Source organism: Actinomycetospora termitidis (genome assembly GCF_030286555.1).
Taxonomy (GTDB): Bacteria; Actinomycetota; Actinomycetes; order Mycobacteriales; family Pseudonocardiaceae; genus Actinomycetospora; species Actinomycetospora termitidis.
Genome location: NZ_JASVWF010000006.1, coordinates 166697 through 187373 on the forward strand (window position 1 = coordinate 166697; position 20677 = coordinate 187373).

General features: G+C 73.5%; 16 protein-coding genes. 4 read left to right on the plus strand and 12 right to left on the minus strand.

Going from position 1 to position 20677, the window contains the following annotated elements; translation table 11 throughout:
• Positions 1-7 precede the first annotated feature (7 nt).
• The 4 genes from QRT03_RS23740 to QRT03_RS23755 are packed head-to-tail and all read right to left on the minus strand — an operon-like array spanning position 8 to position 4986.
• Positions 8-1459 carry a tyrosine-protein kinase family protein gene (locus QRT03_RS23740; protein WP_286055565.1) on the minus strand — a complete coding sequence of 484 codons (1452 nt, stop codon included), beginning with the start codon at positions 1457-1459 and terminating at the stop codon, positions 8-10.
• Positions 1456-2679: a glycosyltransferase family 4 protein gene (locus tag QRT03_RS23745; protein WP_286055566.1), complete on the minus strand. Its 1224-nt coding sequence runs from the start codon at positions 2677-2679 to the stop codon at positions 1456-1458. Before QRT03_RS23745 ends, QRT03_RS23740 begins: the two co-directional genes overlap by 4 nt.
• Positions 2660-3961 carry a nucleotide sugar dehydrogenase gene (locus QRT03_RS23750; RefSeq protein WP_286055567.1) on the minus strand — a complete coding sequence of 434 codons (1302 nt, stop codon included), beginning with the start codon at positions 3959-3961 and terminating at the stop codon, positions 2660-2662. The genes QRT03_RS23745 and QRT03_RS23750 overlap by 20 nt, the downstream gene beginning before the upstream one ends.
• Positions 3958-4986, minus strand: coding sequence for a glycosyltransferase family 2 protein (locus tag QRT03_RS23755; RefSeq protein WP_286055569.1), 1029 nt, complete (start codon positions 4984-4986; stop codon positions 3958-3960). Before QRT03_RS23755 ends, QRT03_RS23750 begins: the two co-directional genes overlap by 4 nt.
• 85 nt (positions 4987-5071) lie before the next feature.
• Here QRT03_RS23755 and QRT03_RS23760 point away from each other — a divergent pair, with 85 nt between their 5' ends.
• The gene (locus QRT03_RS23760; RefSeq protein ID WP_286055570.1) at positions 5072-6391 is read left to right on the plus strand and encodes a phenylacetate--CoA ligase family protein; all 1320 of its coding nucleotides are present in this window, start codon (positions 5072-5074) and stop codon (positions 6389-6391) included.
• On the opposite strand, the gene QRT03_RS23765 is transcribed toward QRT03_RS23760, so the two are convergent.
• The 3 genes from QRT03_RS23765 to QRT03_RS23775 form a co-directional block, all read right to left on the minus strand.
• The gene (locus QRT03_RS23765) at positions 6363-8945 is read right to left on the minus strand and encodes an oligosaccharide flippase family protein (protein ID WP_286055572.1); all 2583 of its coding nucleotides are present in this window, start codon (positions 8943-8945) and stop codon (positions 6363-6365) included. The two genes, QRT03_RS23760 and QRT03_RS23765, sit on opposite strands and share 29 nt — an antisense overlap.
• Complete coding sequence (locus QRT03_RS23770) at positions 8942-10894, minus strand: heparinase II/III family protein (RefSeq protein WP_286055573.1); 1953 nt, start codon at positions 10892-10894, stop codon at positions 8942-8944. The genes QRT03_RS23765 and QRT03_RS23770 overlap by 4 nt, the downstream gene beginning before the upstream one ends.
• 297 nt (positions 10895-11191) lie before the next feature.
• A complete protein-coding gene (locus tag QRT03_RS23775) occupies positions 11192-11821 on the minus strand; it encodes an FHA domain-containing protein (RefSeq protein WP_286055574.1) in 630 nt (209 codons plus the stop codon).
• 148 nt (positions 11822-11969) lie between these two features.
• Between QRT03_RS23775 and QRT03_RS23780 the strand changes: the two genes are divergently transcribed.
• From QRT03_RS23780 to QRT03_RS23790, 3 genes are all read left to right on the plus strand, one after another.
• Complete coding sequence (locus QRT03_RS23780) at positions 11970-13181, plus strand: hypothetical protein (RefSeq protein WP_286055575.1); 1212 nt, start codon at positions 11970-11972, stop codon at positions 13179-13181.
• A 117-nt stretch (positions 13182-13298) separates the two neighbouring features.
• Positions 13299-13778, plus strand: a complete 480-nt coding sequence (locus tag QRT03_RS23785) for a hypothetical protein (RefSeq protein WP_286055576.1) — start codon at positions 13299-13301, stop codon at positions 13776-13778.
• A gap of 148 nt (positions 13779-13926) precedes the next feature.
• A complete protein-coding gene (locus QRT03_RS23790; protein WP_286055577.1) occupies positions 13927-14415 on the plus strand; it encodes a hypothetical protein in 489 nt (162 codons plus the stop codon).
• A gap of 214 nt (positions 14416-14629) precedes the next feature.
• On the opposite strand, the gene QRT03_RS23795 is transcribed toward QRT03_RS23790, so the two are convergent.
• The 5 genes from QRT03_RS23795 to QRT03_RS23815 all read right to left on the minus strand — a co-directional run bounded on the left by QRT03_RS23795 (position 14630) and on the right by QRT03_RS23815 (position 20616).
• A complete protein-coding gene (locus QRT03_RS23795; RefSeq protein ID WP_286055578.1) occupies positions 14630-15061 on the minus strand; it encodes a hypothetical protein in 432 nt (143 codons plus the stop codon).
• 21 nt (positions 15062-15082) lie between these two features.
• Positions 15083-16957, minus strand: coding sequence for a serine/threonine-protein kinase (locus tag QRT03_RS23800; protein ID WP_286055579.1), 1875 nt, complete (start codon positions 16955-16957; stop codon positions 15083-15085).
• A 26-nt stretch (positions 16958-16983) separates the two neighbouring features.
• Positions 16984-17787, minus strand: a complete 804-nt coding sequence (locus QRT03_RS23805) for an FHA domain-containing protein (RefSeq protein ID WP_286055580.1) — start codon at positions 17785-17787, stop codon at positions 16984-16986.
• 14 nt (positions 17788-17801) lie between these two features.
• On the minus strand, positions 17802-19934 hold the full coding sequence (locus QRT03_RS23810; protein ID WP_286055581.1) for a hypothetical protein: 2133 nt from the start codon (positions 19932-19934) through the stop codon (positions 17802-17804).
• 151 nt (positions 19935-20085) lie between these two features.
• Positions 20086-20616: a hypothetical protein gene (locus tag QRT03_RS23815; protein ID WP_286055582.1), complete on the minus strand. Its 531-nt coding sequence runs from the start codon at positions 20614-20616 to the stop codon at positions 20086-20088.
• Between the last annotated feature and the right edge of the window lie 61 nt (positions 20617-20677).

Below are 20677 nucleotides of genomic sequence, written 5' to 3' on the forward strand. Positions count from 1 at the left end.
GTCGGGATCATCCCTCGATCCGGTGCGGAACTGCGGCAGGTCGCGGCACGGGGACCGCGGACCGCGTGGCCATCGGCTCGGGAGCGAGATGCCCGCCGTCGCGGTCGGCCGCGGCCGGTGTCCCCGGCGGCCGGACCACCAGGACCACACCGAGGATCTGTGCACCGGCGCGCTCCGCACGGGCGATGGCCAGGCGGGCGTCCGCGGCCCGCGTGACGCCCTGCTCGACGACGAGCAGCACTCGGTCCGCGGCGGCGCAGAGCACGGTGCCCGCTGCCGACGTGGCCGGCGACGGCACCTCGGCGACCACCAGGTCGGCGAGGGTCCGCGCGCGGCGCAGCAGCTCGGCGGCACCCTCCCGTGAGCACACCACCTCCAGGTCGTCCCTCGGGTTGCCGTGGGGGACCGTCCACACTCCCTCGGCGGCGACGACGGTGTCTGCGAGGTCGACGGCCTCGTCGCGCTCGAGCACCTCTGCGACCCCGGGCGCGCCGATGGGGGCCCGAGCGCCGCGATCGGCCTGGATCAGGAGCACACCGCCACGTTGGCGGCTGCGCATCCGGGCCAGGGACGAGGCGACCAGCGCGGCGAGCCCGCTGCCCTCGTCGGCCGGTGCCACGGCGAGCGCGCCGGGGACGGGCAGGTCGGGCAGGGCGAGGACATCGGCCAACGAGCGGTGGCCGGCGGGGTCCGCCCCGTCACGCACGACCGCGAGCACCTCGCGTCCGAGCCGGGACCGGGCCTCGAGGGGGGTGCTCAGGCGGGTCTCCACCAGGCCGAGGGCCAACGCCAGCGCGACCCCGCCGACGACGCCGCCCAGCAGCGCCAGGACGAGCGTCCGGGTGGAGCCGGTGGCGTTCTCCGTGACGCCGGCGTCGAGCTGGAGGTCCTTGAGCTGGTTCGTGGTGTTCGACTGCACCGTGGTCAGCTGCGCCTGGAGGGAGTTGATCTGGTCGGTCGCCGCGCGCCGGTCCGGGCTCGTCGGCGACAAGGACGCCAGCCGGCCCTGCGCGGCCTGCAACTGCGTCGTCAGCTCCGCGGCCGCCGCCACGCGGTCGGGGGTGAGGTTGTTCCGCACGTCGTCGCGGTAGGTCGAGGCGAGCCGGGTGGCGGCCGACGCCGCCAGCTCCGGGTCCGGGGCGACGGCCTCGACGTAGATGATCGGGCTGCCCGCGGCCAGACGCGCGCTGAAGGTGACGTCGGGCCCCAGCCCCAGCCGTTGTGCCAGGACCTGCTGCTGGGACGGCTGGTTGAACAGGTCGACGTACCCGCGCCCGAGCACGGCGTCCTGGTCCGGGGAACGGTTCTGCGACACGATCGCGAGGGCCGCGCGGCCGGTGAATCCCTCGGGTCGGACCAGCACCCCGACGAGGGCGGCGAGCGCGGCGACCACGGCGATGGCGGCGACGAGCACCCACCGCCGACGGACCCGTTCGAGGTGCACGGCCAGGTGGTTCACGGCTGCCCCTTCCCGCACGCCTGCGCGTACCCCGCCAGCAGCGCCTCCTTCGAGGACTCCCAGGACAGATCCCCGCGGACCCGCGCCTGCCCCGCCTCGCCCATGCGGCGTCGCCGCTCGGGATCGTCCAGCAGGGCGTCGACGAGGGCCGCGAAGTCCTCGGGATCACCGGGGCGGGCGTAGACCGCGGCCTCGCCCGCGGAGATGCGGGACTCGGTGAGGTCGACGCTGACCGTCGGGCGACCCATGGCCATGTACTCCACGATCTTGTTCATCGTCGACACGTCGTTCAACGGGTTGAGCGGGTCGGGTGCGAGGCAGACCGCGGCGGTGGACAGGACCGATCGCACGCGTTCGTCGGACACCCGGCCGGTGAAGGTGACACGGTCGGCGAGGCCGTACTCGCGGACCAGGGCCTCCGCGGCCGGGCGGGCGTCCCCGGAGCCGACCATGACGGCGTGCCAGTCGTCCCGGCGCTCGGCGAGACGGGCCAGGGCGTGGACGGCGTGGTCGACCCCGTCCTGCGGGCCCATCACACCGAGGTAGCACAGGACGTGTCGGGCGCCGCGGCCCAGCGACGGATCGGGCGGTCCCGGCCACAGCCGGTCGGGGGCCGGGGCACTGCGCACCACGTGCACCCGCCGTGGGTCGACGCGCCCGCGGCCCACCGCGATCGCCCGGTAGCTCTCGTTGGTCGACAGCACGACGTCCGCACTCCGGAAGGTCAGCCACTCCAGCGCCCGCAGGGCCCGGTAGACGACGTCCTGCCGAGCACCGAAGCGGCTCAGGTAGAGCTCGGGGGAGAGATCGTGGTGGTCGAACACCACCCGGGCGCCGGTGATCCGCAGCAGGAGCGCGACCGGGAAGAGCAGGTCGGGCGGGTTGCACAGGTGGACCACGTCGATCCGGCCGCGCAGGCGCAGACGCACGGCGAGGCGCAGGGTGTGGAGGAGCGCGACGGAGTACTCGCGGAGATAGCCCGCGGCACGGCCGGCCGTCGCCAGGGGGTAGCGGTACACCCGGACCCCGTCCACGTCGGCCTCCGGCTCGCTGTCGTAGCCCCCCGGCCCGTCCGGACCCCGCGGACAGATCACCTCGACCGTCCAGCCGTGCTCGTGCAGGCAGCGCGCCTCCTGGGCGACGCGGCGGTCGAACGGGACCGAGAGGTTCTCGACGATCAGGAGGGCGCGTCGTCCGACCTCACCCGACGAGCTCGCCACGGCCGTCGCCTCCCGCCCGGGTCAGGGCGTCGGGCAGCCCGACGAGGTCGACGAGGGCGGGCAGGTGGTGGGCCGCGGAGAGTGCGGCGAGGACCGCGTCGTCGCGGCGGGCGACGACCAACGTGTCCGCGTGGGCGAGCAGGTCGTCCAGCGAGCCGACGACGACCTCGGCCATGGTCCCCGCGGAGTCGGGCGGGACGGCCGGGTCCCAGGCGCGCACGTCGAAGCCACGCGTCCGCAGGCGTCCGCACAGCTCGAGCAACGGGCTCCCACGCAGGTCGGAGGTCCCGGCCTTGAAGGCGAGCCCGACCACGCCGACACGGCGGTGCCCCCGCGCGGCGACGTCGTCGACGGTGCGGTCCAGGTGGGCCTCGTTCGCCGGCAGCACGTGCTCGAGCAGCGGCAGCGTGATGTTGGCCTGCTCGGCGTCGTGGAGCAGGGCCCGCAGGTCCTTGGGCAGGCAGGAGCCGCCGAAGGCGAACCCGGGCCGGAGGTAGGCCTCGGACAGGTTGAGCGCCCGGTCGGCGAGGAAGACCTCGACGAGTTCGTCCGTGTCGACGAGCAGCCGCCGGGCGACCGACCCGAGCTCGTTCGCGAACGCGACCTTGAGGGCGTGAAAGGCGTTGTCCGCGTACTTCGACATCTCCGCCGTGGCGGGGGAGACGCACAGGACGGGAGCCGTCGTCCCCGGATAGAGCGCCATGACGGCCTCGGCGCTCTGCGCATCGAACCCACCGACGACCAGGCGCGACGGCGAGCGGAAGTCGGCGACGCTCGACCCCTCCCGGAGGAACTCGGGGTGCACGGCCACTCCGAAGCCGACACCCGCGACGAGTCCCGAGGACTTCTCCAGACGCGGGACGAGCAGCCGGGCGCACGTCCCGGGCAGCATGGTGCTCCGGAAGACGACGGTGTGCCGGATGTTCCCGCCCTCCGCGGCGTGCTCCTCCGCCAGACCGTCCCCGATGTCGGTCGCCGCCCGCTCGAGCGCCTCGGTGTCCAACGCTCCGTCCTCCGCCGACGGCGTCCCGACGCACACCAGCGTGAGGTCGCTGGCGGCGACCGCAGCGACGGTGTCGACGGTCAGCCGTAGGCGCCCGGAGCCGAGCGCCTGCGCGGCGAGCGCTGCGAAGCCCGGCTCGGCGACCTTGGGGATTCCGGCGGCGAAAGCAGCGAGCGTCGCCACGTCGGCGTCGGCGCCGACGACCGTGTGGCCCAGCTCGGCCAGGCACACGGCGGTGGTGCTGCCGACGTATCCGAGACCGAGGACACACACCTTCATGTGAGGGGTCTCGAATCGCGGTTACCAGACGTTAGTGGTGAGCCCTTCGGTGGTGCACTGTTCACTCGATCGGCCCAACGCACTTCGGCCTGGAGCACCCAGCTCTCGTCGTCGCGGGCCTCGGGTAGCGGATCGGGACGACGCAGACCGGTCCGTCGCGCGACGGTGCGGACCAGTTCTGCGAGCAGCGGGCCGGCAGCGGCCCGCCTGCGCAGGCTCCGTGCCGCAAGCGGCACGAAGACCGACCACCGTCGGAGCCGCAGGGCCATGATCGCGAGGGTGGCGGACCACGTCGGGTCGACGACGACCGGCGGCACCTCCGGGTGGTGCGCGGTCTTGGCCTCGAGCAGGTGCAGTTCGCGCAGGGTGCGGGCCGGATCGTGGATGAGGCTGTCGGAGTGCACCAGGTATGCCACGAGGTGGCGGGGGACGGAGACGACCGGCGAGCGGGCCGCGAGGCGCAGCCAGAGGTCCCAGTCCGAGAGGGACTGGAACCGCTCGTCGAATCCGCCGACGGCGCGGACGAGATCGGTGGCGGCGAGAACGCCGGACCCACCTCCGGGAATGACGTTGCGCCGCGCGAGATCGGTCAGGACGTCGCCGGTCGCCGGCGGATCCACCCGCCGCAGGATCGTGCCGGTCGGGTTCACGTGGGCGGCACCCACGCACGCCCACCGTGCGGTCTCCTCCGCAGCCAGCGCGTCGAGCTGCGCGGCGAGCTTGTCCGGGGCCCAGACGTCGTCGTCGTCGCAGAACGCGACCCACGGGGTCGTCACGATCGCGACGCCGGTGTTCCGGGCCGCGTTGACCCTCCGGGCCTGCTCGTGGCGCAGGACCGTGACGCGCGGATCGTCGAGGGTCCGCAGCGCCTCGGAGGTACCGTCGCGCGAACCGTCGTCGACCACGACGACACCGACGTCGCAGTCGCGCTGGGCGAGCACGCTCGCCACCGTCCTGAGGACCAGGTCCCGCCGCGCGTGCGTCGGGATCACCACTGTCACCGCGCGGGACGCCGACACGTTCATCGTCGCGGACGCTAACGTTCGGTCCAGCAAGGGCGTGGCGAGCGGAGTACTGCATCGCCTGCTGTCGGTACGGCATCACCCCTGCGTGATCGGAGGTCCGGTGCGCGAGCTGCTGACCGACGTGCAGTACCGGGTGCGGGGGGCCCATCCGCTCCGCCCCGGCATGCGGTCCGCGCTGCGGAGGGCCGAGCGCGCGGACCCCCGCGAGCTCCGGCGGATGCAGGAACGGCGGCTGCGCCTGCTCGTGCGCTGGGCCGCGGCGCGGACGCCGTACTACCGGCGGTGGTTCGCCGACGCCGGCCTCGACCCGCGCGACGTCCGGACCCTCGACGACCTCGCGGCACTGCCGACGATCGGACGGGACAACGTCGCCGCGGACCCGACCGCGTTCCTGGCCTACCCGCGGCGCCTCGCCTGGCCGGCGCGCTCGAGCGGGACCTCGGGCACCGTCGTGACCGTCTACCGCAGCCCCGGGTCCGCGGTCTACGAACGCTGCGCGCTGGAGCGGCAGTGGAGTTGGTTCGGCGTCCCGCCCCGCGCGCCTCGGGTGGTGCTGCGCGGCTCGACGGTCGCCGGTCCCCACGGCATCACGCGGATCCGACCGGCCACCGGCGAGCTGCTGGTCTCCAGCTTCCACCTGACCGCAGAGCACCTCCCGGAGATCCTCGCGGCGGTGCGGGCCCACGCGCCGGTCGCGGTGGAGGGGTGGCCGTCGAGCCTGACGCTGTTCGCCACGCTGCTGCGCGACGCCGGGGAGCCGCTGCGGGTGCGCGCGGTGATCACGTCCTCCGAGGTGATCGGAGCGGCGGCCGCCCGCACGCTGGAGGAGGTGTTCGGCGGCCCGGTCGTCGACCACTACGGCCAGACCGAGCGCGTGGCCCTCGCCGGCAACTGCCCGTGCGGGGGCCTGCACGCCTTCGGTGACTACGGCATCGTCGAGACCCTCCCGGTGCCCGACGCACCGCAGCGACGCGAGATCGTCGGGACCCCGCTGCACAACTGGGCGTTCCCGCTGCTGCGCTACCGCACCGGCGACGAGGTCGTCGGCGAGCCGGATCCCGCGCCCTGCCCCTGCGGACGGTCCTTCCCCCTGCTCGGTGCCGTCGACGGACGGGTCGAGGACGCCTTCACCGCTGCCGACGGACGTCCGATCCCGCTGCCGCACACATTGGTGAAGAACCTGACGGGGCTGCGCGAGGTGCAGGTCGCCCAGCACGCACCGGGACGATTCGAGGTCCGCGTGGTGCCCGGGCACGGCTACGACCGGGAGGCCGTCGCCGCGGCGGTCCGCGCGACCGTGCACCGGGTGGTCGGGCCGGGTCAGACGGTGGAGGTCCGGGAGACGGAGCGGATCCCGCGGTCGGCGAGCGGCAAGCTCAGACCCGCGATCGTGCTCGGGGAATGAGCCGGTCCGTGCGTGGCGCGACGATCTCCCGGTAGAGCGCGGCGAGGCGGTGCGCGACGGACTCCGGATCGTGGCGCTCCGCCACGCGCGCCCGCCCGGCGGCGCCCATCGTCGCCCTCCTCGTCGGGTCGGCGAGCAGGGCCGTGAGCGCGTCGCGCAGAGCCTCCGTGTCCCCCGGGGGCACGAGCAGCCCGGTCCGCCCGTCCTCCACGAGTTCCGCGAGACCTCCGGCCGTGGAGGCCACGACGGGGAGACCCGCGGCCATCGCCTCCAGGACCGCCATCGGCTGGCCCTCGGCCCACGACGGCAGGACCAGGACCGCCGATCGTGCGAGCAACTCGGGGACCCGCTCGGGGGGCTGCCAGTCCAGGACCTCGACGGTGTCCTCGATCCCGGCCGCGACCACGGCCCGGCGCACCGCCTCGACGTCCCCGTCACCGGCCAGGAGCAGACGGGCCCCGGCCCTCCGGGCCCCCAATCCGGCCCACGCCTCGACCAGGTCGAACGTGCCCTTCGCGGCGCTCAACCGGCCGAGGTGCAGGACCTGGGGCGGGTCGGGGGGGTCGTGTGGCGCGGTGGCGAGGATCGGGACCGGGTTCCGGACGACGACGATGCGTGCGAGCGGGGCGATCCGGACGAGCCGACTCCGCCAGGTGTCGTTGAGCGCGATCACGGCGTCGGCGCGCTGAAGGGTCGCCCGGATCCACCCCCGCACCGCGGCGCTCCGGGCGTCGTGCCACTCCGTGAACGCGCCGCCGTGCATGTGCACCACGGTGGCGGCTCCCGCCCGCGAGGCCAGGTGCACCAGGAGTGCCTTGCGGAGGAAGCTGCCCCGGGAGGCGGTGTGGACGTGCAGCACCGGGAGACGCCGACGGACGAGGAGGCCGACGACGGTCGTCGTCGCGCCCGCGAAGGCCCGGAGGCGGCGCGCGAGGGACCCGTCGACGTGGCTCTCCACGTGCCGGACGCCGCCGTCGGCGAACAGCGACGTCCCGACCATCGTCGAGACGTAGCTGGCGATGCCGCCGCGGGTCCGACGGCTCGTCGACACCCAGACGACCGGTGCGGTCTCGGCGGAGCCGGGCCGGTGGTCCCGGCCCAGGGCGGTGCGGAGTTCTGCGACCGTCGTGGGTGCGAGGAGCCGCAGGAGCAGCATGTAGAGCAGCGTGAAGCCGATCGCCTCGGCGAGGAGGACCGCGATGGCCGGCGCGGTCGCCCACGACGCGCTGTGCACCAGGCCGTGCTCGACCCCGGCGAGGACGGCCGTTGCCGGCACGGCGGCGAGCAGCGGCGGGCCGATGGCCCGCCCCAGGTCCGCGCGGGAGAGCCCGACGAGGCGCCGGGCCGCGTCCAGCGCGAGGCCCCCGGTGACCAGCCGCTCGACCGAGACCGCCAGACCGACCCCCGCGAGGCCGAGCCAGGACACCCCGGCGATCACGAGGCCGATCCCGAGGACGAGGCCACTCGCGGTGAGCAGGTGGACGGGGCGGGTGTGCCCGGCGCCCTTGAGGGCGCCGGTGGCCAGGGCGGTCAGCGCCATCCCCGGGCCCCAGCCGGCCATGGACTCCAGGACCACGCCCGCCCCCTGCCACTGCGGACCGAGGAGCACGACGACCGTCGGAGCGCCGAGTGCGAGGACGAGTCCCGCCGTCGGGACCACCGCGCACCAGAGCAGGCGCAACGCCCGGGCGAACGCGACGCGGAAGCGGTCGGCGTCGGCGGCGATCCGGGCGAACGCCGGGAAGAGCACGTAGTCGCCGACCTCGAGCACCGCGCGGCTCGGCAGCTCGGCCACCCGGCGGCCGTAGCGGTAGAGCGCGAGAGGTCCTGTCCCGAGCCAGCGGCCCACGACGGCGGCCTCGACCAGCGTCCGGGCGCGTTCGCCCACCGAGGAGAGCACGAGCGGCGCGGAGAACGTGGCCATCTCCCGCCACACCCGCCACGACGGACGCGCGGTCGGTCGCCAGCCGGCCAGAGCCCACGTCGAGACGAGGAGCGCCAGATTCGAGCAGTACAGCCCGACGACCATGCTCCAGGGCCCGAACCCGAGCATCGCCAGGACGACGGCGGGCACGACGAAGCCGAGCGCCATCGCCGGATCGCAGACCAGGCGGCGGCGGAAGGCGAACCGTCGTTGCAGCAGGGCGTCGGGCACCGTCGACAGCGCCTGGAGCAGCGGAGCGCCGGCCGACGCGGCGCAGATCGCCCCGGCGAGCGGGTCGTCGAAGAACGCGGCGAGCAGGGGCGCCGCCGCGAGGGTCGCCAGTCCGGTCGCGAGTCCGCCGGTCATGGAGGCCCAGAAGGCGGTCGCGGCGGTGGTCTCCAGGCCGTCCTCGTCGCGCTGGATCACCGCGCCCCGCATGCCACCCTCGGCGACCCCGAACAGGAACACCGTCAGCGCCGTCCCGGCGGCGTACACGCCGATGGCTGCGGGCCCGAGCAGGCGGGCGAGGATCAGGGTCTGGGCCAGCGACAGCAGCTGGACCCCGAGCAGTGCAGCCCCGGAGATGGCCGCGCCCCGGCGCAGGGTGCCGGACAGGCCCGGGGCGGTCATGCCGGGTCGAGGTCGACGGACTCCCGGCGCGGCCCCGCGGTGCCCTGCCACGTCACCTCGACGTGGTTGCCGCGGACCTCGAGGGTCGGAAGCCCCGGGTCGGGGGCGTCGCCCGGGGCGAGCAGCGTCGCGATGGCGGTCGTCGCGCCGTCGAGACCCCGAGTCGTGCCGACTCCGCCGACGAGCCACGAGGGCTCCCGGGACTCCAGCCGCGTCGACCACCACCCCGTGCCGCTCGCCTCGTCCCCGCGGACGGTGGTGGTGCTCCAGGGGATCGTGGCGGCGTGTCGGATGCGCAGGGCGTCCGTGTCGATGTCGATGCCGTCCTCGCGCGGTGTGGCGGGGAGGTCCGGCGGGAGCGGCCAGGCGGTGCGGTACTCGTGGGGGCCTTCCCCGACGAGGAGGTCGACGATCAGGACGACGGCGTCGTCGGGCCGGGCGACCACCCGGCGGCGATGGGTGACCGGCCGGTCCAGGCGCCGGTAGCCGTCGTGCTGGGCATCGACGACGCCGGCGGCGAGGTCGACCTCGCGGACCATGACCCGTGCGTGTCGGGTCCACAGGAACGGACCGCCCATCACCGACTGGTCGGTGCCGTCCACGGTCACCGTCGCGTGCGAGGCGGTCCCGCGCGCGGCGGTACGCCACGCGGGATGGCCGTAGTAGCTCGCCGTCCCGGGATCGCCGATGAACTCCCGCCCGCCGCGGGCGAGGGTGATCCCCAGTGCGTCGGCGTGCCCGTGCGCGGCGAGTGTCCCGTGACCGAGGGGGCCGACGTCGATCGTCAGTCGGCGGTCCCCGGCCCGCAGGACGACGAGGCCGCCGTGGGGTGCGTGGTGGTTGCCGGGAGGTCCGCTGCTCGGTGGTGCGGTGGGGCCTGCGGCGCGCAGCGCGTACCAGCGAGCGGTCGTGTCGGGGCGCCCGGACCTCGCCGCCCCTGCATGGCCGGTCAGCGCGGCGACCCCGGCCAGGTGGGCCCGGACGGTCCGCAGCGGACCCGCATCGAGGCGCAGGGCGTGGCCCTCGTCGTCGTCCCCGATGCGGGGCACGGGGTCGTCGTCGCCGACGAGCGCGACGAGGTGGTCCGCGCTCCGGCGCAGGGCGGCCGCGAGGACGTCGGTGGCCGGGTCGTCGTCACGCGCGACCCGGAGCGCGACGAGCACCACGGCCAGGAGGTCCGCGGTGAACACCTGGTAGGCGACGGCCTGCTCGCACCCGGCACCGTCGGGAAGGATCTGCCGGTCGGCCTCGCGGGCGAGTTCGTCGAGGGCCCGGCGACGTCGGCGTCCGGGCTCGGCGAGCTCGGGGAACGCCGTGCCGACGACCACGAGTCCCGCGAGCTCGCCGACGAGGTGGTTGTTGGCCGAGCTGTGCAGGGAGCGGTCGCGCCAGCAGCGCCGCGCGGCCGCGTCGAGCATCCGCACCGCCCGGCCGAATCGCTCCGGGGTCAGTGCCGGGCTGGTCCGCAGCCCCTGCAGGGCCGTCACGACCGACACGGCGCGGACCCCGCACTCGAACGCTCCGCGCCAGCCGATGCCGACGTCGGGCGGGTTGTCGACGACCCACGAGTCCAGCTGGGCGAGGGCCTCCTCGGCGTAGCGGTGCTCACCGGTGTGCAGCCAGGCCTGGGCGAGCCACGGGAGGTGCTGCAGCCGGTGCAGCTCCCAGATCCACTTGGGATCGCCCGGAGCCGTGCGGTGGTCGATCGAGCGGGCCGGGCGCCGCGGCCACCGCATGTCCCCGACCGGATCGAGAGCCCAGTCGATCGGGCCGTCGTAGACGGCCTCGTCGTGGGCGAAGAAGGTGAAGCGGTGATCTACGGCGCGGTCGGCGGCGTCGCGGACGGCCTCGATCCCGGCGGGATCGGCGGTGGCGACGAGAGCGGCACCGGCGGCGTCGAGTAGTCCCGGACGTTCGCGGAACGCGTCGAGCCGGGCCGTCCAGCTCATGGCCGGGCCCGTGAACAGGTCGGCATCGGATGGTTCGCGGGGAGCCGGACGTGCGGCTCGCGCCGTGCGGCTCAGGACCTCCCGCAGTCCCATCGCACGCGCCCGGTCGACGTACCACCCGATGCGGCCTGCCCGCGATGCCGTCGCCACGAGCTTCACCACCTCGATCGGGTTCCGAGCATGACAGCCGCCACGCTGTCCCTCCCGCTACGAATCCCTCTTCCGAGTGCCGGTGTTACGGATCGGGCCCTCTCGGCCGGAATCCTCGTCGCGACATGGCTCGGACGAACAGCGGCGTCAGGCACCGTCGTTGAGCTCGGCGGGGTTCACCGCGCCGCGTTGCAAGGCCTGGTTGGCGAGCTCCACGCGGCGGCGGGTGTTGCCGGGGTCGAGCTCGAACTTGTCGTAGAGGCGCAGCAGGTGTTGCTTCACGGCTGCTTCCGTGACGACGAGTGCCGCGGCGATGTCGCGTGCGGTGGCGGGCTCGCGGAAGACCGCCTCGGAGAACAGCGGCCGGCAGAGCGCCCGGAGCACGTCCCGCTCACGTCGGGTGAGCTCCGGGGCGCGCTGAGGTGCGGTCGTGCGGTCGGCGGCCCGGGCGGTGTTTGCGCCGCGGTAGGTCAGTCGGGTGGCCCCGACGATGATGATGTCGCCGTGCCGCAGCGCTCGCTCCGCGTGCAGGCGCTCTCCGGCGACGACCGTGCCGTTGGTGCTGCCCAGATCGCGGATGGCCCAGCTGCTGCCGTAGGCCTGCATCACCGCGTGGAGCGAGGACACATGGCCGTCGTGGGCGAGCACGACGGCGTTGCCCTCGGCGCGGCCGATGGTCATGGTCGCTCCGACGAGGAGGACGACGTCGGTGCCGCCCGGCCGCGCCACCTCGAGGAAGCTCGTCGATCCGACGTCGGCTCCGGAATGCTCGGTCACTGATCCCCCCTGCTGCGGACGATCCAGACCTGCTTACTCAAGGTGACGACAGCCCGCGTTTCCGGCCAATGTTGTATCACTCGGACGTAAGGGTCCGACATAGTTGCTGCGAAGCGTGACGATGCACCGGTGGCGACGTGGGGGAGCGATGATCCGGTTCAACGACGGCGTGCGCTGGCGCGTCAGCAAGCGAGGTCTGGTCCTCGTCCCACCCGATGCGGACGCGATGTTGCTCGAGCATCCCGGAGCGGCGCCGCTCGCCGACCTGCTCGTCGCCGGTGACACGCGGGACCGCCTCATCGGGGCCCTGGACGGCGCCGCGCGGACCGGCACGGAGACCCCGGTCCCCGGGACCGAGCTCATCGATCAGATGCTGGACGCCGGCGTCATCGCCGACGACGCCGTCGACGAGCAGCCCGACCTCGACGGGAGCGAGGAGCCCGTCGCCCCGGCACGCCGCTGGACGCTCAACCGCTCCGGGCTCGAGTTCGCCGGGATCGAGGTGCCGGCGCGCTTCCTCGACCGGTATCTCGTTCCTGTCCTGATCAGTCGCGTCGGGTTGGGTGTGCTGGGCGCGGTCGTGCTCGCCGGGGTCGTCGCGCTCGTCGCCGGGCGTCCGGCCGGGCCGACCGTGAGCTCGCACCCGGCCGTGGACGGGCTCCTCGGGTTCCTCGTGGTCCTGGTGCTCGCGGCCGCCCACGAGCTGGCCCACGCGGTGGCGCTCGTGCACTACGGGGGAACGCCGCGACGCGCCGGCATCGGGTTCTACTGGGGGTCGGTCTGCTACTACGTCGACTCCACCGACGCGGTCACCCTGCCCCGCCGCGCACGGGTGATCCAGGCCCTCGCCGGGCTGGCCGTCGACGTCGTGGCGATCAGCATCCTCGCGATCACCGCGCACCTCTCCGGCAGCGTGCTGATCACCGCGGTGTTCTGGCGGCTCGCTGTGGTCGGTCTGGTCGACCTGCTCACCAACGCCGCTCCCATCCTCGAGCTCGACGGTCACTGGGCCCTCGCCGACTACCTCGACGAGCCCGATCTCGCCCCGCGGGCCCGCGCCGCGTTCGCCGACCGCCTCCGCCGGCGCCCGAGCCCTCGCTGGCTCGCCCTCTACGGGGGGCTCTCCCTGGCAGGCGGCGTGGTGCTGCTCGTCGGGGGCGCGTTCGTCTGGTGGTACGCGGCGGGTGACCTCGTGGTCGCCCTGTTCGCCGGCAACGTCGTCGACATCCTGGTCGGGCTCTACGTCGTCGTCCCGTTCGCGCTCGGGCTGCTCGCCAGCCTGGTGGGCCTCGCCGTCGAGACCCTGCGTCGTGGCGACCCCCCTGCGAGTGCAGCCCGAGGCGCCGTCACCGCCGCGTAGTGCCGCTCTTGACGGAGCAGAGGCGTCACTCGAACCGGTGAGATGACTGCCTGCGGTGGAACGCTCCGTCGATCGACTCCGAGGTGCATGACGACAGCACCGGCTCGGGGGGACGAGATGCAGCCACAGCCGCCGTACGGGTACCGGCACCAGCCGTTCCACCCGCCGTCGTACCCGGAGCCCGAGCACGGGTCCGGCGCCTTCCGCTACGTGGCGCTGGCGTGCGCGACGGTGGTGGCGATCGGCGCGCTGGTGCTCGCGGGGATGGTCCTGATCCCGCGGGACGCGGCGCCGGTGGTGGTGGCGGGCAGCTCGCCGGTGATCGCTCCCGTCTCGTCCGGGAGCACCATGACCGTCCCCGCCGGTGGCTACGCGTGCGGATTGACGGGCTCGGGGCACGCCGTGGTCGTGGAGAACGGGACGGTGCCCTGCGACCACGCGGTCGAGGTGGCGGCGATGTGGCTCTCGACCGGCACGACCCCGGGCGGCGGCCTCGGGTCCGCTGGAACCATGTACTCCTGGACCTGCTCTCCGAGGGGCGACGGCGGCGGCCGTTGCACCTCGAAGATGGGCAGCCACCTCGCGATCGGCGCGTGAGATGGCCGCGTGCGAGGACGCTCCGACCGTCCGGCTGACGATCCCGTCCCGACGGCGGGGTGTGGTCGCGTGGCGCGTGTCGGTGGCGGTGTGCGTTTCGCTGGTCGTACTGACGGCGGCTGGAGTGGGCGGGTTGTGGTGGTCCCGGGTGCAACCGGCTCCCATTGTGGCGTCCGCGCCGACGAGCACACCGGTCGCGCCCGTTGCTGCGGCTGCGGCACCGACGACGACCTCCACCACTCGGACGCGGACGTCGACGAGCGCGCCGGCATCGTCGTCGCCGGCCGCCTACGCGGGGGAGTGGCAGTCGCACGGCTTCTCGGTCACCTTCGACGCCTCCGGTCGCGGGAAGGCCGACTTCCGCACCTACGTGTGGTGCAGCCAGCCTGAGCCGGGCGTGCCGTGTGAGGACCCGGACAACCTGACCGACGCCGGTCACGCGGTGGTGCAGCTGCAGCCGGGCTCGTCGGGAGCCCTGCGGATGCGGATCGTCTCGAGCAACGACCAGCCCGACTGGCCGACCGGAAAGACCTTCACCCTCACCCCGTTGAAGCGCGGGGTGCTGCAGGTCGAAGGCTCGGACGGACCGTGGGGCCTGTGCAAGCCGCCGGCGAGCGACGCGATCTGCGGGGCCTGAGCCACGGGGCGTCGGGCGCGTCGACCAGGTCCAAAGCGCAGTCGGTGTGCAGACGTTGCCTAGATCATGCAGGCATGAGTACCTCCATCACCGTCCGAGACGTTCCCGACGAGGTCCGGGACGAGGAGGCTGCTCGGGCCGCTTCCTGGGCAGCTCTGCCGTGGTCGATGAGCCGGCGTGGTCGACGAATCGCCGATCGTCGGGTTGCGTTGCGCTAGAACAGCAGGCCCTCGCTGGGATCGCTGGCGGCGCGCACTGCGCTCACGAAGATGGTGCACTCGGGGAGCCACAGGAAGATGATCCCGCCGACCGTCGCCACTGCTGCGGCAATGTTCACGAGGTTTCGGATGCTCAGACCGGCTGCGAACGCCAGCCACACCGAGAACGTGACCATGAGTGCTGCCGCCCACGTCACGTAGATGCGGGTGGCCGGGCGTCCGCGCATGGCGCGATGAGCCAGGAACGCCACGAAGAAGGGGTAGAGGCCGACGATCCCGAAGTTGCCGTACAGCACGACGAGTAGGCAGCCGAGGGCGAGGCCGCCGGACATCAGCAGTAGTCCTGCGGACGTGTACGACGCAGGGCGGGTGCAGCCGCGCGGTGGCTCCCGGAAGACGCGATCTGCGGCGGTGACGATGTCAGGCACGGTGGTGACTCCTTCGAATCGTCAGGACGACACGAACTTCTCGGAGGCCGATGCGATCGCGTCGGCCTGACGGCAGAGCTCGTCGTAGGGGGCGCTCCCCTCGACCTGGACCGAGATGTACTCCGTCGGCCGATTGGCTCCGCCGCTGTAGGAGGGGCGGTGCTCGAGGCTGACCCGGCAGGCGGTCGGGTTGTAGTAGCCGGCGATGGACCGGGTGAAGGCGGCCTTCCCGCCGATCGTGCTGGGCGTGCCGTAGTTGCTGATGCCGCCGTTCGGCTCGACCCCGAGGGTCACCGCCACGTAGGGAACTCCCTTCTGGCGGAGCCCGATGAAGCACGCCGAGCCGTTGAGGTAGCTCGATCGCTGGGTGGCGAGCATGCCCGGGATCTGCGCCGGGGAGTCGCCGGGGACATCGCAGGCCTGCTGGCGGGCGAGGGAGATGTCGTCCATCCACCCCGGCCGGTAGCTGATCCCGTTCTCGTTCAGTCGATCGACCACCACCGCCAGGACGGCCTCGTTGGTCGGACACGGATCGGACCCGGCGCGGGAGTTGGCGTACCGGGTGTTGACCGCGATCAGATTGTTGTCGGCGAGGACGACGTCGCTGCTGCAGCCCCGGGGGTTGTGCCCCTCACGGGCGAGGGTCACCTCCCCGAGCTGCTGCACCGGCCCTCGTGCCCCCTCGGCGACCGTGTTCCCGAAGTGCACGTCGTTGTAGATGCGCTGCCCGTCCGGCAGGTCGATGGTCAGACGGCACTCGTAGATCGAGCCGCCCGGCCCGATCCGTGCGCGGCCGAGGCCGGCCACGGCCTCGGTGTCGAGCAGAGCGCACGGGTCGGCGGCCCGGACGTCTCCGGTCAACCGCACGGCTCCGACGCTCTCGGGGAGAGCCGGGATGCCGGAGGCGGAACCGGAGGGCAGGAACACGACGACGCCCACCACGAGTGCGGCCACGACGAGGAGAGACGCGGCGGCGAGTAACGCGCGCCGTCCGAAGCGGCTCTTCTTCTCCGGCGGTGGTGGTACCTCGTCCTTCGGGGGCTTCGTGGGCTCGCTGAGGCGGCGCACGAAGTCGTCGAGCAGCCGGTGGGCGTCCGCGGCCGTCGGTCGGGTGCGCGGGTCGAGTTCGAGGAAGTGCATGAGCAGGCCGCTGAACGGACCGGCCTGGCGCGGCGGCGTCGGCGACTCGTGCGCCACCCTCATCAGCGTCTGCAGCGTGTTCTCGCCCTCGTCGAAAGGGGTCCTCCCCTCGACGAGCCTGTAGAGGGTCGCTCCGAGGGAGAACACGTCCGAGGCGGGCGTCGCGGCGTGTCCTCGGGCGACCTCGGGAGCCATGTAGGCGGGGGTCCCGGAGATGACGTTCGCCTGGGTCACGGGGTGCTCGCCCTCGGCGTGGGCGATGCCGAAGTCGGTCAGCTTGACCTCGCCGTCGGCGCTCCCGAGCAGCACGTTGCCGGGCTTGACGTCGCGGTGCACGATGCCCCGCTCGTGGGCGGCGTCGAGGGCCAGGGCGACCTCCGCCCCGATCCGAGCGGCCTCGGTGACCTCGAGGAGCCGGCCCTCGCTCGTGCGCTGCGCGAGGCTCTCGGACGGGAGGTACTCGAGCACGAGCCAGATGTCGCCCGCGACCTCCTGGACGTCGTAGATCGTGATGATGTGCGGGTGGTCGCTGAGCTTGGCGGCGGTGCGCGCCTCCCGCAGCGTCCGCCGGCGGTCCTCGTCGGCGGCCTCGTCGTCGTCCCGGAATCGCACGTGCTTGAGGGCGACGACCCGGTCGAGGGTGAGGTCCGAGGCTTCCCAGACGATCCCCATCCCGCCATGGCTGATGTAGCGCACGAGCTCATAGCGACCGAGCAGCTGGTCGCCGATGCTGTAACCACCCTTGGTGGTGATCATGCCTGGGGCTCCGGGGTCGTGAGGGGTCATCGGTCGAGCAGACGCAGGTCGGGTGGGACGAGACTCGTCGAGACGAGCAGCTCGAGGAGCAGGTTGTGGTTGATCGCGTTGCCTGCCGGCTCACCGACCTCGTCGCGGGTCAGCCCCACGACGCCGGCCCTCGTGAGGCGTTCCCGGACGCGGGCGACGTCGTGCTCGGCCTTCTTGGTCGTCCAGCCGTAGTCCGGGTCGAGGTCCTCGAGCAGCAGGTACGTGTCCTTCCAGGTGTTCGGCTGCGGGTGGGGCTCGTGGCGCAGGTACCGCTCCCCGAGCGCCGTCAGGAGGAGCCGTTCGTGCTCCGAGAGCTCCCAGGTGGTGGGCCGACGCGTGGGGTCGTCGACCTTCGCCTTCTCCCCGCGGGGTGGCCGGGTGGCGACCCGGAGCTCCAGCAGGTGCTCGCGCTTCGCCTCGGTGCGGATGAACAGCGGGGTGTAGCTCGAGCCCAGCGGCTCCTCGTGGCCGGAGAGCAGCAACCGCGAGCCCGGGAAGCGGATGGGGACGACGCCCGTGTTGCGCAGCGACCATCCCTGCGGGCTCCACGACAGCAGGCCGTGCCGTCGGCTGATCCCCGGGTCGTCGGCGCCGAGGCAGACGTGGACCTCCGGCTCGTTGCGGCCGAAGAGCACCTCGAAGCGCGTCTCGGGATCGACCCGGATGCCCCCGCGATCCCCGAGGACGAACAACGTGCCCTCAGGTGACTCGGGGATGCCCCGGGCGAGGCTGTGGGTCTCCGGCGGCAGCAGCTCGACACCGCTGCGACGTGGGGCGGGTGGTCGGGTGGAGCGGGCCATGGTTCTTGCTCCTCTCAGGCCGGCGCCGGGAGACGGGCCTCGGTCGCCGCAGCGACCGGTGTCGCGGTGCTGCACGGGTCGCCGGACGCGCCGAACACCGTGAGCTGGGCGATCTCGGCTCTGGCCCGCCCGGAACTCCCGATGTAGCTGCGTTGGATGAAGGTCACTCGGCAGGAGGCCGAGCGGCCGTCGGATGCGGGGGTCGGCGTCACGACGGCCGAGTGTCGGCCGATCCGGGTCGGTGTCCCGGGCAACGGGGACGTCCGATCGAAGCTGAGGTTCGCGTACGGCGCGTTGGTGAGCGCGAAGTTGTACCCGACCGAACAGCCCCAACCCTCGAACCACGGGACGCGCCGGGTCGGGTCGAGGCCCGGGACCTGAGCCAGCGCGGCCGACTCGAGCAGCCCGCAGGCGTCCAGCGAGCCGAGCTGCAGTGCCGGGTCGAGCGGGCGCCGGGCGGTGCTGCGCCCGACGAGGACCGGGATCGCCGTGGAGGTGCCCGCGTCGGCGAGCGCGCAGGGATCGACGCCGGACGCCGCGGTGACGGCCCGCGTCTCCACCTCGACGATCAGGCCGTCGGGCAGGGCGAGCAGGCGGCGGCAGCGATCCGCGGTGGAGGCCGGGAGGCGGGTGACGGCGACGTCCCCGACCTGCTCGGTCGGCGTGGTCCTGACGAATTCCCCGGCCGTGTAGAACCCGACGCTGGTCAGGTAGGACCCGCCCTGTGCCGTGGCCGTGAGCACCGCGCAGGAGCCGAACGGTCCGAAGTCCTCGAACAGGGTCGGCGTGCCGAAGCCGGCGAAGGAGCCGGTGGAGAGCAGGCTGCACGGGTTGGCGGTCCGCCGGTCGCCGACCGCCGAGGGCGGCGCGACGGACGCGGGAGCGGGTGGGTTCGTGGGCGTGCCGGCGCCCGGCGCGGCGATCGCGTCGGCCCGGCGCGGCCCCGTGCCACCGATCCCGGCGACGAGCAGTCCGCCGACGAGCAGAAGGGCCACGACGATCGCTGCGGCAGCGACGAGACCGCGGTGTCCGGCGACCCAGTCGCGGCCGCGGGTCCGGGGCGTCCGGGTGGTCCTCTCCCCGCCCGTTCGCTCGTCGGTCGACCGCTCCTCGGTCGGTGCGACCGGCCCGCCCGGAAGCGACGCGACCGGCAGGTGGTCGGGGGAGGGTCCGGGCCACCGGGGCGGCTGCCCCATCCCAGGAGGTGGACCCTGCTGAGCAGGGCGGCCTGCGGACCACGGAGGCCCGACGTACGCCGCGGGAGGAGCCGGCGCGGTCCGCTTCGTCGTCTCGTCCTCGCCCTCCGGCAGGGATTCGTGCGGGTCGACGCGGACCGTCCTGGCCTCCGTCGCGGAGGGCGGGTTCGCGACCGGCAACGAGGTCGGCTGGCTCTCGAGGACGTCGCTGAGGCGCCTGCGGAGCTCTCCGGCGCTGATCTCCCCGTCCGCGGCGAGATTCATTACCGCGGTCAGGGCTTCGAGGTGCCGGACGTCGTGCTCGTCGGAGGGAGCAGCGTCGGGCCCCGTGGGTGCGACAGCCTCGCGGAGCAGGGCACCGATCGCGCGCACGTCGTCGGTCCCGAGGGCGTCCTCGTCGCCGAAGTCGTCGTCGCCGGGGTCGGCGGGATCGCCGGTCGTGGCCGACGACAGGTCCCCGGTGGCCGCAACGCCCAGGAGGGAGGCGGACCCGTCGTCGTCGATCGCGATGAGCGCCGATCGGATGTTGCGGTGCTCGAGCCCCGCCTCGTGCAGATCGGCCAGACCGGCGGCGGCATCGCGGCCCCACCGGGCGAGACGTGTCGGGGTCGGCGTCCCCGGCTCGGCCAGGATCTCGTGCAGTGTCCGGCTGCCGGGCCGTGTCCGAGCGGCCACCCAGAGTCCGGAGTCGTCCGCGATGACGTCGAGGACCCGGCGCAGGTGCGGACTGCGCAGACCGATCGCGGTGCGGACCTCGCGTCCCACCACCCGACGCGTGGCGGCCGCCTCGGCGCCCGGGCCCGCCGAGTCCGGCACCAGGGCGAGCAGGACGTCCTCGTCCTCGTCCGACCACTCGTCCCGCGCGAGCCAGACCGGGCGATCGGCCGTACCGGCGAGTTTCCGGTCCAATCGGTACCGATTGCCGAGGACCCGCCCCGCGTCGATGCTCATCATCGTCCCCCCGGACCCGGGTCGAATTCCGGATCTCCTGCCGCGAGTGTTCGCGGACACGGATGGGCGCGTTACACGATAGGTGGATTTCTGGGTGGTCATGACCGCTCGCAGCTGTTTCGTCACCTGGAGTCAGTTCGTCGGACCGTGATCAGTTCGGCACGGAGGAATCGGACACGGGCGACTCCTTGGTGTTGCCGTGCGCCACCTCGTGGAGCGTGAGCGTGATCTTCGTGTACGTCGTTCCCTTCGACGTCCGCTTGGACGTGAAGCCTGCCTTGCGGTCGAAGTGACCGGCCGAGCTCGTCCCGTCGAATCGTCCGGTGACGGAATTCCAGTTTCGGCCGCGCTCGCTGAAGACGTCGAAGTCGCCATTCGGCACCTTCGTCGCGGTGGCCTTCTCCCCGGCCCGCACGTACATGACGAGGACCGCCCGGGCGCCGTCGGACAGGGTGATCACGGCGTCGGAGCCGTTACCGGAGTTGTCTACCGTGAACTGACCGCTGCCGGAGCCTCGCTTGGTGAACACGGCGCCGTTGCGCGGGCGCCCCGGCTCGGCGGCCGCCGTCGGCGCCGAGGTGGCGACGAGGACGGTCGCGGCGGAAGGCTGCGGGAGGGACGGCGGCGCGGCGTGTGCGGTGGCGGGGAGGCCGAAGCCGGCGAGGAGCGCGGCGGCGAGCACGCCGGTGGCGACGGAGGTGCGCCCGCCCGCTCGGCGGGGAGGGGCGGTGGTCGGAGCGGAG